Below are 14,868 nucleotides of genomic sequence, written 5' to 3'. Positions count from 1 at the left end.
TTCTGTGAAAGCGGTTATTCAATTGATTGCATATAAATTTCACAAAGTTTTTTCTTTTTCTGTTAAATAAATTGCAAAAAGTTGGTCACGAGCAGCTAAAAATTCTTGGTTTTTGGCACTTGGATGAACACGATTAGTTAATACAATAAAGCCTTGGTCAGTTTGCCGATCTAACACCATCCAAGTTCCCGTAAACCCAGTATGGCTAATCAAAAGGTGATGATCTTTAGCATGAAATAGTTTCCATCCAAGAGAGCGACTATGCGGACCAGGAATTCGTGTTTGATCTGTAAAAAGCAGATTAATTATTTTAGAAGTGAGCAGGCCATTTAAATTATTTTCAATAAGCGCATGACTAAAAATCTCCAAATCTTTCAACGATGCAAAGAGGCCTGCACATCCACAATTTTCTCCTAAAATATACCCCTTAGGATCATGAGTTTCTCCCCTAATCAAGCCACGTTTTTCTTGTACTTCTGTTGGTACACAGTTAGCTGGATGAGGATTAAATGTCGCAGTTGACATATTTAATGGTTTAAGAACCTGTTCTGTAATAACCTTTTGAACCGGCTGACTATAAATTCGTTCAATAATCCATCCCAAATACAAATAGTTCACATCCGCATATTTAATTTGATGATTCAAACTATCCTCCACCTGCATTTTTGTCAAAAAAGCCGTCTTTAGTTCAGAGGCAGTTAACTCATTACGATGTGGAATATAACCAGCAATCCCAGAAGTATGGGTAAGAAGATTTCGAATAGTTGGTCGGTTATCATTAAATTCAGGTAAATACTTCTTTATCGGATCCTCTAAAGACAATGCTCCTTTTTGAATAAGCATGGCAATAACTGGAACTGTTCCTATTACTTTTGTTAATGAGGCCACATCATAGAGCATACCAGGTTTTAATAATTCAGTCTCAGGGTACACTTGAGCCATCCCTGTTACTTCCTTAATCGTATGTTGACGGTCAAAAATCACATAGCTAACTCCCGGAACAATCCCTTCTTTAACCATTTGATGTAATTTAGTAATTGTTAAATCGTATTTATTCATCGTTTAATTCACTTCCTCAATAGAGTTTATTTTAACTTAAATAGGGCAAAGGCAAAATATCCAGAAATTTATTAAACAAAATTGGCTAATTATGACAAATAAATTAAAAATATTACAAAAATATTTCAAAAGGCGGTATAATATAGTTGTAATGATTTTATAAAAATAAGAGAGATTGAGGGGGTCATAAAAATGATGAAGATGACAAATAAAGTTTTAGCAAGTTCGTTAGTAATTTTAGCCGCCCTTGGACTAGTCGGGTGTACAAATAGCGCAGCAGCTCCAACAAAAACGTCTATTTCTGCGACAAAAGTAAGTCAACAGACAAGCAAAAAGGCGGCCTCCTCCACTAGTAGCGAAAAGGCAAAAAAGCAAACACCTAATAGTGTACAGTCCACTTCTGCAATAAATGCAAGCTCAAAAAGCACAAGTTCAAAGGTCAAGGTAGCTAACAGTTCAGAAAAATTAACTGATCAAACTACTAAAGCTACTAGTTCATCAGTAACTAGTAATCCTAGCAGCCAATCAGTAACTACCAATTCCTCTTCACAAAACGATCAACAAGTTCTAACAAGTTTTGTCAAGACAAGTGGCGTTCAACAAGATGGCAATCATTATTACATGACTAAGAATAATCAAAACAATAATTATCAAATTGAAGTTCGTAATAATCAAGGTGGTGATCCAAATGTAGCCCATCTTACTGGTACCTATCAATATGACCCCGCCACAAATCAAATCCATGAAATGAATCCAATCACCGGAAATTACGATAATTAATACCTTTAACTTAAAAAGGAGTACAAAAGGAATTTGCCCTTATCGGTTTCTTCCTTCTGTACTCCTTTATTAATTCACCTATTTAAAATAACCTTTAAATGCAGCAAAGATCCCCTTTTTATTTTCAGTTTTCTCATTATCAGTCGACTTAATTTGTTCGATTGTCGATTTTGTCTCACTATTGCCATGAGGGGTTACTGCTACTAACTTCTTTAAGGTAATAACATAAGTTTGTGTTCCAACTAAGAAATGATGATCTGCTGGAAAAGTATTCTTATCAAGGACATAGCCCTCATTTTCAAATGATTTAATTTGAGAAGTTGGATCGTAGTCAAATTCTTCTCCCGTTTTTCCAATAAGTTCCTTAGACGCTAATTCCGTGCCAGTTTGGTCAATGAACTTAATCTGAATTTTAGCTGTCTGGGGAGTGTAAACAATCTTTTCACTTCGATCACTCGCATTTTCATCAACCTGTTCAGCAGGAATTGTAGGTGTATCATATCCTTCAATTGGTGTTGGGATATATTCAGGAAGCACTTCCTTACTCCACTCTTGCCAAATGTCACTACCAAGCACTTCATCATGAACACCAAAACGAGTAACAATTGCTTCCTGAGTTACAATCTGTTCTGTTTGATCAGGCATTGTAATCTGAATGGTTCGCGTTACGTGATGCTCCTTCTTTAGGGGAGTAGTTTGGTGAGTTAGGTAAACGTAATATTGTTGTTCAGGACTACCAGCAAAATACTTCCCTTTTAATGCCCCTTTATCAGCCTTAAATAGTTCATATCCGGCACTTTCAAAATCCCATAGTTCATTATTGTACGTTTGTCCTTCTGTAACGTTTAATCTTTGAGTTCGATTATCAATAATTTGACCGGAAGAAGGCTTAACAATTGGTAACCGATCATCAGGAACATCAACATAAAAGACGGTAATTTGTTGTACTTGTGAATTCTGTTTACTAATAATAATCTTGTATTCTTTTTCCTGCTCGCCATCTTCGGCCATTAAGCGAGCATTTTGTGGCAATTCATTATCTATAATCACATATCCTTCATCAGCAAGACGGTCAGTTTCAACTGTTGGTTTATGACTGATCAAATCGCCAGCAAGTCCTGAAATTATTTGCTCATCAATTTCATTTCCAGCTTCATCGACATATTTAATCTTGACCCTAACTCTCTTTGGATGGTAAATAACATTAATATTGCTATCTTTTGAAGTTAATGAAATTGGTTCAGCATCAACATTTTTGACCGTATATCCTGGTACATGAGGTGCAGTAACTGCGGGAAGAGTAGCTTTACTCCAATCACTCCATGTTTGTTCATTAGCTGTTTTATCAGTAATTCCCAAACGCTGAATTTTTCCAATTTGCTTAATAATTTGCTTAGAACCATCTGGCATATTAAAAGTAATTGTTCGTGTTACTTGGTGATCTTCGGCAATCTTTTCAATTTTATGAATAAGGTAAACATAATAGTCCTTAGTAGGTTGTCCCCCAACATATACTCCTGATTCAGCACCTTGTTCATATTCATAAATCTCAAAGCCGTTTTCTTCACCCCAAAGTTGGTTATGATACTCCTCATCACCTTTACCGGTAAAAGTTTGGGTTTGATTTTCAAGAATTTTTCCATCACTTGGCTGTAAATCACCTTTTGCTTTATTAGGAACATCAACCAAGTCAACATAATAAACATTAATTGTCTGTTTATTTTCAACCATCCTTACCTTTGCAGGCGAAGTAATTAACATGTCATTATCTTCACTTCCATTAAGGAAATAGCCAATAATGACATTATAATCGCCAGGCGTTGCATCTACTAATTCAGAATCATCAACAATAAATGTTTGTTCAGGGCTAACCGGAAGCTCTTCATTAGTTGAAGAAAGGCCACAAACTTTTTCAACACCACCAAATGAATTCCAATCATCTTTTGCCTCTGCCTTAAGAGTAAAAGATTTTGTAATAAGAAGTTGATGAATAACAACATAAGGAATAAAGTCAAAGTTCTCAAAATCAAGATAAGTAGGTTGAACCATAAACGCAGCGGCTCCCATTAACTTTCGTCCCGTCTTGTCAACATCGACTGAAAATCCTTTTTCCTGAATTGCACTTTGAATGGCGGCCAACTTAAAAAAGTATTGGCCACCTTGCCACATTACATTATCCCCATCAGCATCAAACGAAACCTCATCATTAAAGTTACTGATTGCATATGGCACTGCACCCAAAGTTGGCATCACCTCTTGAATATCTTCTGGAAATAATTGATCGCCATCTTCAGTTCGATTGAGTGCCATGAACGGAATGTCTCGGTAGTCATCATGAGCAAAAATAGGTGTACTTAAGCGGAAGTTTAATTGTGATGTCGTATGCTTATTAACTGTTAAATCATAAAATGCATACTCATTTAAATTAAAATGCTCTTGAGTATTAATATTTGCTAAATTTGTAATTTTAAAAGGAAATTCAACACGGTAAGAACTATTTGGTAATAAAGAGCCAAACACCATAACCGCTGTTACTTTTTCCCAGCTAAAGTCATCACGTTGCTTAAGGGTATCAATAGTAGAATACTCACCTTCGTGGCCTTGATAACTATAGGTAATATCAAACCCTGGAATTACGTTCCCCTTTTCATCTTTGTACTCAAGGCCGTCAAATTCATTAATCCGCGCCCCATCAATTACAACTTGTGCTGTTCCTTGTTTAACTTCAAATGTAGGAAGAGTGTAAACAACTTCAACTGCTTTTGTGGTTTCCGTATTATTCTTTAAATGTCCATATCCACTAAAATCAGTAGCTGCCTGATAATTAACTAATGATGCGGTTTCCCTCATTGAATTACGACTTACAAGCGAACGATCCTTAACTTGACTTTCACTATTAGTTGCCTGTAAGTAAGTCCCATGCATTAAGCCTCCTAAATCATCGTTTAGGTTATATTCACCTAATGCTGGATTATTTTTTATTACTGGTTCTTGACCATTCAGTTTTTGCTGTTGAGCCGCAAAATTAGGCACTGCTTGAAGTATTTTTTCTAATAATGGAGTTTTATTGAATGAAGCAATACTTGAAGCAGACTCATCCCCTAATTTTACTTGTTCGCCAACAATTTCAACTGGGGCAAGCTCAACACCAGCTGCCTCATTTTTTTTGATCTCATCTGTATCAAGCATCTTTTTATCCCCCTTAAATGCTTTTATAATTCGATAACTATTATTTAGTATTGAGTATAATATACTTCATCTTTATTTCAATACTGATAAATTGTTTAGGAATATAATTCTCAGTATTCCCCGCTTCTTATCCTTGATATATCAATATTTTTACATCGTTATTAATAATGAAAAAGAACAAAAGAATAATTTTTCATATGAAAAAATTATCTTTTGTTCTTTTAAAATAGTTCATTCTTTTATCATCAGATATTTAATTATAAATAGAAATTAATATTGCGGGCCATCGCTAACATAGCCATTATCTTCTTGACTATAAGCAGGAGCACTTGATTCTCGCGCCGGAGCAGTTGGGGCACTGTTACCAGAGGTTCTATTTCCTCCACCATTGCCATTATATCGTTGACGAGCAGTATTGTAGCTTCTTGAAGTTCCTCCATTATTCGATGAAGCTGCTGTCGTGCTGCTTGAACTTTCACTATTACTTTGCGCAGTTGAAGCGGCAGAGCTTGAAGACGAGGAAACAGTACTACTTGCTGATGAAGCAACCGAAGAAGAGCTAGAACTTACTGAACTGCTACTTGATGAACTTTCTTGGATATTATCATTTTCTTTAATCTTTAGTTGCTTAGTTACCTTTTGATCACCGCGTTCTGCAGTAATATCATAAGTACCAGCCACATCAAATGTACAAGCATGGTTAACTAATGATTCTCCCTTACTTGCTTTAAACGTTTTAACAATCTCTTTACTCTTATGTCCCCGAATTGTCAAAGTAGTTTGTGGAGAAACCTTAAACTTAACTTTTGCTTCTCCATTATCATTTAAGGTAACTTTCCGATCAAACTGAACCGAAACCTTTCCCAAATTATCACTATCAGAAGCAGTATATTCAACATTCTCGGTCTTGTCAGTTTGAGCTGGCTTTGCTTCTTGGCGATGTGAATGAACGCTACCAAAAATTATTCCCCCAACACAAATTACCAAGACAGCGACCAAGGTCCAGTTAAAAAAGACACGGCCTCCACTTACGAAATTATTACCGTTGCGGTTTTTCCGTAACTGAGAAAAATATTGAGCAGCTAAAATAATAATTGCAATAACTGCTAATACTATCATTAAATTCATTACTCGCATAATTAACTCACCAAATCCATCCTATTCTTTTTCTATTTACACAAATCCATCATAGCATCAATTAAACCTTTTCTTAACGCTTTTACTAAATTTGTAATATAAATAAAAAAAGTCTGTTACTAAATGAGTAACAGACTCAATCATATTCACCCGCACGGGGATCGAACCCGTAACTCCGCCTTGAGAGGGCGACGTCTTAACCAATTTGACCAGCGGGCAATAACGTACAAATAAAAGTATACGTTAATTTCAATTTTTCGTCAACTTAAAATCAAATTAATTTAATATTCATTTTCAGTGTCAAGTAAAATTGACTCTGCCAATAGAATTTCGTTGTAAAGCTCAAAAAGATAGTCACGACGATTTTCCTTTTGGGAGACCATATCAAGGTACTGTCTTTCAGCTCGGAATGCCCATAATAAGGCTCGTTGCTCTAGTTCCCTTTCCTGCTCATTGAATTCTGGATAGCGACTTGCTTTAGCCCATTGATGCCAAAAATCTGCAAACGAATTGGCACTCTTTTGATCCCGCAAATCATAAACAACACTTTCTCTAATTTTTTCTGGAAGATATATTTTTTCCACTGCCGCTAATCCTTCTTTAACCATTTCTTGCCGTAAACGCTGAATTTGTTTGCCAGCTTCTTTACTGGACATATCATGGTCAAGAATAAAACGAAATACGATTGAAGGTACCACCATACTCAAAATAATAACAAGCATTTCTGCTAACACAATCATGTCAAATTGTGCAGAGCTCACATTGTCAATAATCATATATACTAAGGCTAGTGTTACTGCTCCATGGACCCCACCAAGGGCAAAAATTATACTTCCTTTATTACCCATTTTTGATAATAATCCATATAAATAACGAACAAGGAGATTAGCAAGATAAAGTAAAATCCCAATCACGATCCATTGCGAATTTGTATTTCCACTGATTAAATCGTCACGAATGATCCTGACAACCAATACTCCTAAAATAACAAAGACGGTATTATTCAAGACTTCTCGAAGTAGCCTTAAAAGTACTAATCCATTATGAAATTGGCGAGGCGTTATAAAACGACTTCGGACGCTTTCGCTATTCTGCATTAAACCAGCACAAACCACAGCGATAATCCCAGATACTTTTAATTCTTCAGCTACAAAGTAAATAAAGAATGGCGTACTAACAAATAATAATATTTGAGCATTATAAGCACTATGATTGATTCGCCCTAAAAACTGACGAAAACTAATCATCACAAGGGCTGCTACAATACCAATAATTATCCCACCACCAGCTGAACGTAGGAAATCAAATAATGTTTGTTGATAGTTGAACTGACCATTTTTCACCCACAGTGCCATTGCAGTTACTAAGATAATCCCAGAAGCATCATTAAATAATGACTCCATTTTTAAGAGATTTTCTTGCCTTTCAGGAACAATTAACCCTTCTGAAACTGATTCAGTTGCAGTAGCATCAGTCGGAGTACTTAAGGCACCCATCAGAAATGCTAGAGCCAGTGGAATCCCCAAAAGCGATACACTAAAACCGGCAAATACTGTTCCAACAATCACTAAAAGAACAGCTGTTTCAAGGATTTGACGTAACCTTTTTCCAATTAGATTTATTCTCGTTGATTGTCCTTCAAAATAAATCAATGGAGCTACTATATACATAAATACTTCTGTGTGGAAGGGAGCAACGCGGCCGTTAAAAAAAGGAACTAGTCCGATAATTAAGCCAATGAAAATACTAATATAATTAATTGAGAAGTGCGGAAAAAAACTAGAAATAATACTACTTAAGACTGCTGCTATCATTAACACAATCGTTGAAACAAGCACTACAAGACTCCCCCCTTTATAGCAAATAAGCTGTGACTTCTTTTGTCGCAGCTTAAATTGCGTTATTCAAATGATAATTCTAATAAATATACTTTCTTTTCTGGAATATGACAAGTGGTCGCCCAAACATCATGGTAATTTTTCTTCGTTCCATTGGTCATTGAAAAATAACTATCAAGAAGGTCGCCATTCTTTGCCACAAAATCATTTGACAAACGATTGACCATGAAACGATCAACAGGAAAATAAAATGAAGCATCAGCTATCTTTAAGGAGTCATCAAAAAGAATCATAACCGTATTAGTATAACGTGGTCTAATACTTTTAATTAATTCTGGATGATGCTTTAATTTTGTTAAAACATAATAAATTGAATCAGAATTACTAGCCATATCCGTCCCCTCACTTGACTGTAATTATAACAAAGAACTTTCTTATCAACAAAAGACCTGCTAGTTAATCTAGCAGGTCTTTTGTTAGAAGTTGGGCATACTGGTCTCGAACCAGTAAATTATGGATTCAGAGTCCACTGCCTTACCAGTTTGGCGAATGCCCAATAAAATAAACTTACAACGATATATACTATACATGGAAGTAGCTTAATAGTCAACTCTTTTTTATCATTTCTCTTCAGCATGTAATCGTTGGCGTTGACGGGTGCAACGCCATTTTGTGATCAAATTGATAAAAGGGTGATGTTTAGAATTACACCAATAATCAACATCAGCCCAAATTTGCTTTTGTATCCACTTATCATAATCATGATGTAAGAAATTATAGTTTTTTAAGACCGACTGCTTTTTCCAGATAGTTGCCATTATAAATTGACTTCGTGTCCGTTGCACAGTTTTTTTTACCTGTGCTGGATCAACTGCCTTTACCCCTATTACTTTTGCCGTTCCAATTGGCGGAATATGATGCCCACTTGGTAAGTATGGCGCTAAGGGAACATTTATCAATGCATCAAGAATGACCTCTTGCCAATCTTCTCGTGTCTCATAACGATGCATTAACCCCGGCTCAACATCATTAGCAATTAAATAATCGCATGTTTTTCCCGAGCTTAGTTGAGTATGAACTAAAAATGCTGTTGCCATTTTAAATACTCCTCCATCATTTTTATTAATATTTTACCGCAAAATCCTTTCGCTTTGTGCAAAACATAACAAAAAGAAGCTAAGAATTATTTTCCTTAACTCCTTACTATCCGATTTAAGCTTGACCTATATGCTCTCCCGCAATCTTAGTCTTATTTAACAGCAAAGAAGAACTAACGACGGAGACAGAGCTAAAGGCCATTGCTAGGCCAGCAAGCTCTGGACTAAGAGTAAAACCGACAAACGCAAATAATCCTGCAGCAATTGGAATACCAATGACATTATAAACGAGTGCCCAGAAGAGATTTAACTTAATCCGGTTAAAAGTCTTCTTAGAAATATCAAGCGCCCGAACAACTCCTCGTAAGTCATTTTGAACGAGAACGATTCCACCAGAATCAATTGCAATATCAGTTCCAGATCCCATCGCAATTCCAACATCAGCTGTTGATAAAGCAGGAGCATCATTTATTCCATCCCCAACAAAGGCAACTTTTTTACCCTTGTCTTGAAGTTCCTTAATCTGTTGAGCCTTATCATTCGGCATTACTTTCGCAATTACCTTATCAATACCGACTTCATCAGCTATTGCCTGGGCTACCCGCTTATTATCACCAGTTAACATCACGGTCATTAATCCACGTGTTTTTAGCTCTGTAATTGCATCTTTGGAACTTGGTTTAGAAACATCTTGAATAGCAACTAAGCCGATTATTTCCCCATCAAGGCCAACATAAACAACTGTTTTAGCTTCATTTTGTAATTTCTCAGCGTGTGATGACATTTCCCGGGAAATATTTACATCAACTAGAAGCCGATTGCTACCAACAAATGCTACATAACCATTATAATTTGCACGCACACCCTTACCTTCAATTGCTTCAAATTTATCTACTTTTACCGGTGAGATCCCTTTATCTTTCGCCTTTTGAAGGATTGCGGATGCTAACGGGTGCTCAGACGATTCCTCAAGACTAGCAGCTATTGTTAATACTTTTTTAGCATCACCAACAATATCGGTTACAACTGGTTTTCCAACCGTAATTGTGCCAGTTTTGTCAAACACTACAGTATCAACATCACTTACTTCTTGGAGAACTTCACCATTCTTAATGAGGACACCCATCTTGGCACTTCTTGCAGTTCCAACCATTAATGCTGTTGGAGTTGCTAACCCTAATGCGCATGGACAAGCAATCACAATTACTGAAACCGCAAATAATAATGCTTGAACAAACGTTGCACCAACAAAAGAATACCAAATCATAAATGTCAAAATCGCAATAATCATTACTGCTGGCACAAATACATTTGAAATCTTATCGGTTAAGTTCTGAATAGGAGCATGACTGGTTTGTGCTTTTTTTACTAGGTCAACAATTTGGGCGAGCATCGTATTGGACCCAACCTTTGTGGCTTTAAAAGTAATTGTCCCATTATTATTAATTGTTGAGCCAACAACAGTATCGCCAACTTTTTTCATTACTGGCATACTTTCACCAGTAACCATTGATTCGTCCAAAGATGTTACCCCTTCAAGAATTGTTCCATCTACTGGCACCTTTTCACCAGGCTTGACCCGAATAAGGTCGCCAACTTGTACTTGATCGAGTGGTACTTTAACAAATTTGCCATCTTTTAAGACTTCAGCATCTTTTGCTTGAAGCCCCATCAACTTACCAAGTGCATTGGAAGCATTATTATGCATTTTCTCTTCCATTGCATCCCCGAGTAAAACAAAGACAGTAACAAAAGCAGCACTTTCAAAGTAAACTGCCCTATCAGTTATCATTGCAAAAATACTATAAAAATAAGCGACAGCTGTTCCTGTAGCGACGAGGGTATTCATATTTGCACTATGTTTTTTAAATGCAGCGATCGCACTTTTCCAATATGGAAATGCTGAGATTGCCATAATAATAGTAGTAGTAATTAATGCTATCCAATTATAGGCAGGCATCATCCAGTGAAAAGGCATCGCAAACATTTGTATTAACATTGGAATTGATAATACAAATGAAATCCAAAATCGCTGAATGTTTGTAAGTTTCATTACTTTACAACAACCTTTCCATGAAACATGTCCATCCCACAAGCATAGTTATAAGTTCCCGGCTTGTCAGTTGGAATATCAACAATAACTTCTTTTTTACCGTCTAACTTTTCGTCAATACCGAGCTCCTTAAATACGACTTCATTCATACACCCCATGTTATCGGAAGGGATAAACTTTAATTGCGCTGGTTTACCTTGCTTAAAAGTAACTGTTTCTGGTTTGTAGCCATGATTTTCTGCATTAACAACAACTTTTTTAGTTTGATCTTTTGAAAAAATACTCATTATTTAACAATCACCTTTCCATGAAACATATCCATCCCACAAGCAAAATTAAAAGTCTGTGCTTTATCTGTAGGAATATTAACTGTTGTAACTTTCTGTTTTGTTAAGTCCTTATTTACTCCAAGTTGTTCAAAGACAACATGTGATAAACAAGCCGTCGAGTCATGCATATCAAAATTAATTTGAGCTGGAATTCCCTTTTTCAAGATAACAGTTGATGGAGAGTACCCCCCATTAACGACAATCGTTGCAGTTTGTTCATCATTAACAATAGTTGATTTTCCAGCCGACTCTGTATGTTTTCCAAAGAACCACCAAACAATAAATGCAATCAAAAGTAGTGCGATAATTATAGCGACAATTCTCAAATTTCCCACCCTCTTCAGTTTACAACTGTAATCATATTATAGGTACAGCATACTATTGAAGTTTACATTTGTCAACAATAAAAAAGCATTAAATAATGGACGTTTCATTACTTTTTAATTAGAATTTGAATATTAGGGGGGTGTGACTGATTAAGAAGTCCAATTTCTTATTAACCTTATTTTACTTATTACTCTTTGGCGGAATTATTTGGTTTTATCAAAATAGTTCTACCTTTCAAGAACAATTTAATATTGGTATTCATAATGCGCAAGTGCTTACTCAATCGTGGTTACACCGAATAACTGGTAAAGAGGTTGCAACCCCAACTAAACAAAACGCTGATCAGCAAAATGGAACACAAGATACTCCTGCTGATGCACGCTGGGAACACAACTCTGCAACGATCTATATTAATATCAGTAATCCAGTATTAAAGAATGCAACAGAAACCGCAATTACCCAATGGAATAACACGAAGGCATTTACATTTAAAATCGTTAATGATAAGAATGCAAACATTAGTGTTTCTGCTGTTAATGATCCAAATAACGGGGCGGCGGGGCTTACCAATACAAGTATGAATTCCGCAACCGGATATTATCTGCATGCAGCAGTAGAACTAAATTCTTACTACCTATTGAATCCTGCCTTTGGCTACTCACAAGAACGAATCGTAAATACTGCTGAACACGAATTAGGGCATGCAATTGGTCTACAGCACACGAACAAGATTTCTGTAATGCAGCCAGCTGGGTCATATTATCCCATCCAATCACGAGACATACAGGCTGTGAAGGCTTTATATTCACGAACTCCACAACCGATCATCGCTGAAGATAATTCCAACAGATAGTCATAATTAAAAGACCAAGCTCACTCCTTACAGAATTGGTATGGTAAAATAAAATAGCAAATCTAATTGGAAAGAGTATCTTTATGTCAAATAAAAAAGTTTTAGGTACAGCGATGATTATTACTGCTTGTACCTTTTGGGGTATTTCAGGGCTTTTTGCGAAGGCCCTTTTTAATGTTAGTAGTTCAATTACATCAATGTGGTTAACGCAGGTCCGAATGGTTTCAGCTGGAATTATTTTAGTCTTATTGAGTCTAATTCGCGGCGAACATCCCTTTCAAATTTTTAGGGATCTGCATTCTGCGTGGATCATCTTTGCATATGGTGTTTTTGGGTTAGTTCCTGTTCAGTATGCCTACTTTATGGCTGTCCAATATGGGAATGCTTCGATCGCAACCATTCTTCAATTTATCGGGCCTTTTTTTATCATTGCCTATCAAGCTATGTTTCGACACCTGCCACCACGACGAATTGAAATTGTTAGTGCAATTATCGCCTTCTTAGGTGTTTTTATTATCGCAACTCATGGTCAATTTAACCATTTAGCAATGACGCTTAGTGTTTTAATATGGGGATTAATTTCTGCAATTGGTGTTGCAACTAATACCTTAATTCCACAAAATATGCTTCGTGAGGGTCGGGTTCCTTCATTAATTATTACAGGGTGGGGCCTACTATTTGCCGGATTAACCTTAGTGCTTATTCATCCTAGTCAACCACATATCCCTAATGTTCCTTCAGTTTGGTTATATGTGTTAGGAATTCTAGTAATCGGGACCTTAATTCCCTTTCAGCTAGCTAACAATTCATTAAAATATATTGATGCAACTACCTTTAGTCTAATGGATGCATTTGAACCCTTATCAGCGACAATCGGTTCAGTCCTCATTTTTCATTTACAAATGACAGGTGCAGATATTCTTGGGTCGATTTTAGTTATCGTTGCAGTACTTGCAATTAATATTCGTATTCCACAGAAAAAGTTAAAGAGTAACTAAAAAACAACCTAAGATTAGTTCAGGACAAAAATAATTTTGTTCTGAACTTTTTTGTTACTCTAAAGGTAGAGCTAAGGTCGTACATAGCCTCAGGGACTTCGAGTCCGTATTAAAAAATGATTTCAGCTATCTTTGATTTGATATTTTGCTTTTAGGTTGTGGAACTGTGAGTTCGGGTATTTAGGAAATGAAGTACAAATCTAGGATGGTGGTAATGACTAGCTCTATTTCTAGAAAGGAAGTCTTTTTATGGCTGATATATTTGCCTTGGATGTTTCAATGGGGAAAAGTTACTGTGTCTGGTATCGAGGGAAACACTGCTTAAAAGAGTTTTCTTTAGTACACTCGAAAGCGGGGTTTAATGCTCTACGAGATATGATTAAGAAAGCTCAGAAGCCAATTATCTACTTTGAAGCGACTGGAATTTATTCGCGAGTAATTGAACATTTCTGTGAGACCAATGGTCTCCGCTTTTGCCGTCTTAATCCACTAGAACTTCATTTAAAGTCCGAGAGTCTACGACGAGTTAAGACCGATCAGAAAGACGCTCATCGGATTGCTCTCACTGTCCAGGAAAATACTTTTCGATTAACAGTTCCTTGGAAAAAAGACTATCTTCAGCTACATGAGCTTAGTCGGTTCTATAATCAGCTCAACGCTGATTGGAACTATCGTCTAAACCATCTTCATACTGCACTTGAACAGGTTTTTCCAGAACTTAAGCAATTATTTGTAAATAAAACATCTAAATTAGCGTTGAATATCGTGGAGCTTTTCCCTCACCCAGCACTAGTTAGGCCTTATTCGAGAGTTAAATTAAAGAATATTCTAATGGCATCTACAGATAAACGAATATCTAAGATGAAAGCTTATAAGTATGCCGATCGATTAATCGATCTTGCCCAACAATCATATTCGGCTGTTTCTAGTGACGCTATTCAGGTTGATGAAGTTCGCTACTATACTCGCCAATTAATTGCCTTAGCACGTAAAAAAGAAGAGGTGATCAAGCGGATGGAATCTATTGCCCAGCTCTTGCCAGAGTATGGCCTGTACTATTCTTTTCCGGGAATTGGCAAGCAGACTGCCGCCCAACTAATGGGAGAATTAGGTGACATTAGTCGTTTTGATAACTCTAACCAACTCAATGCCTATGTTGGGATTGATATTCGCCGTCACCACTCTGGAACTTATGCCGGTCAAGACCA

Annotated in this window: 13 protein-coding genes and 2 tRNA genes; 4 read left to right on the top strand and 11 right to left on the bottom strand. The window is 36.4% G+C overall.

Annotated elements, in window-relative coordinates:
• Positions 1-39: 39 nt before the first annotated feature.
• Positions 40-1,059, bottom strand: a complete 1,020-nt coding sequence (locus H5S10_RS03260) for a serine hydrolase domain-containing protein (protein WP_182588678.1) — start codon at positions 1,057-1,059, stop codon at positions 40-42.
• Between the two features lie 192 nt (positions 1,060-1,251).
• Here H5S10_RS03260 and H5S10_RS03255 point away from each other — a divergent pair, with 192 nt between their 5' ends.
• Positions 1,252-1,839: a hypothetical protein gene (locus H5S10_RS03255; RefSeq protein ID WP_182588677.1), complete on the top strand. Its 588-nt coding sequence runs from the start codon at positions 1,252-1,254 to the stop codon at positions 1,837-1,839.
• A gap of 78 nt (positions 1,840-1,917) precedes the next feature.
• On the opposite strand, the gene H5S10_RS03250 is transcribed toward H5S10_RS03255, so the two are convergent.
• The 10 genes from H5S10_RS03250 to H5S10_RS03205 form a co-directional block, all read right to left on the bottom strand.
• Complete coding sequence (locus H5S10_RS03250) at positions 1,918-5,028, bottom strand: mucin-binding protein (protein WP_182588675.1); 3,111 nt, start codon at positions 5,026-5,028, stop codon at positions 1,918-1,920.
• A gap of 270 nt (positions 5,029-5,298) precedes the next feature.
• Positions 5,299-6,165 carry a hypothetical protein gene (locus tag H5S10_RS03245; protein WP_182588673.1) on the bottom strand — a complete coding sequence of 289 codons (867 nt, stop codon included), beginning with the start codon at positions 6,163-6,165 and terminating at the stop codon, positions 5,299-5,301.
• Positions 6,166-6,311: 146 nt separating this feature from the next.
• Positions 6,312-6,384, bottom strand: a tRNA-Glu gene (locus H5S10_RS03240).
• A 62-nt stretch (positions 6,385-6,446) separates the two neighbouring features.
• Positions 6,447-8,003 carry a cation:proton antiporter gene (locus tag H5S10_RS03235; RefSeq protein WP_231795447.1) on the bottom strand — a complete coding sequence of 519 codons (1,557 nt, stop codon included), beginning with the start codon at positions 8,001-8,003 and terminating at the stop codon, positions 6,447-6,449.
• A gap of 62 nt (positions 8,004-8,065) precedes the next feature.
• On the bottom strand, positions 8,066-8,395 hold the full coding sequence (locus H5S10_RS03230; protein WP_182585986.1) for a hypothetical protein: 330 nt from the start codon (positions 8,393-8,395) through the stop codon (positions 8,066-8,068).
• Positions 8,396-8,486: 91 nt separating this feature from the next.
• Positions 8,487-8,559 (bottom strand) — tRNA-Gln (locus H5S10_RS03225).
• Positions 8,560-8,623: 64 nt separating this feature from the next.
• Positions 8,624-9,100, bottom strand: a complete 477-nt coding sequence (locus H5S10_RS03220; RefSeq protein WP_182588671.1) for a DUF7679 family protein — start codon at positions 9,098-9,100, stop codon at positions 8,624-8,626.
• Between the two features lie 115 nt (positions 9,101-9,215).
• Positions 9,216-11,153, bottom strand: coding sequence for a copper-translocating P-type ATPase (locus tag H5S10_RS03215; protein WP_182588670.1), 1,938 nt, complete (start codon positions 11,151-11,153; stop codon positions 9,216-9,218).
• A complete protein-coding gene (locus H5S10_RS03210) occupies positions 11,153-11,440 on the bottom strand; it encodes a cupredoxin domain-containing protein (RefSeq protein WP_182585983.1) in 288 nt (95 codons plus the stop codon). Before H5S10_RS03210 ends, H5S10_RS03215 begins: the two co-directional genes overlap by 1 nt.
• A complete protein-coding gene (locus H5S10_RS03205) occupies positions 11,440-11,817 on the bottom strand; it encodes a cupredoxin domain-containing protein (protein ID WP_182585982.1) in 378 nt (125 codons plus the stop codon). The genes H5S10_RS03210 and H5S10_RS03205 overlap by 1 nt, the downstream gene beginning before the upstream one ends.
• A gap of 263 nt (positions 11,818-12,080) precedes the next feature.
• Between H5S10_RS03205 and H5S10_RS03200 the strand changes: the two genes are divergently transcribed.
• The 3 genes from H5S10_RS03200 to H5S10_RS03190 form a co-directional block, all read left to right on the top strand.
• Positions 12,081-12,662, top strand: a complete 582-nt coding sequence (locus tag H5S10_RS03200) for a matrixin family metalloprotease (RefSeq protein WP_182585981.1) — start codon at positions 12,081-12,083, stop codon at positions 12,660-12,662.
• Between the two features lie 83 nt (positions 12,663-12,745).
• Complete coding sequence (locus H5S10_RS03195) at positions 12,746-13,660, top strand: DMT family transporter (protein ID WP_182585980.1); 915 nt, start codon at positions 12,746-12,748, stop codon at positions 13,658-13,660.
• Positions 13,661-13,909: 249 nt separating this feature from the next.
• On the top strand, positions 13,910-14,868 hold a 959-nt coding region (locus H5S10_RS03190), incomplete at its 3' end, for an IS110 family transposase (protein ID WP_182588668.1).

The organism is Limosilactobacillus balticus (assembly GCF_014145615.1).
Taxonomy (GTDB): Bacteria; Bacillota; Bacilli; order Lactobacillales; family Lactobacillaceae; genus Limosilactobacillus; species Limosilactobacillus balticus.
The sequence above is the reverse complement of the archived record's forward strand: the minus strand, read 5'-3'. Positions and strand labels throughout refer to the sequence as shown.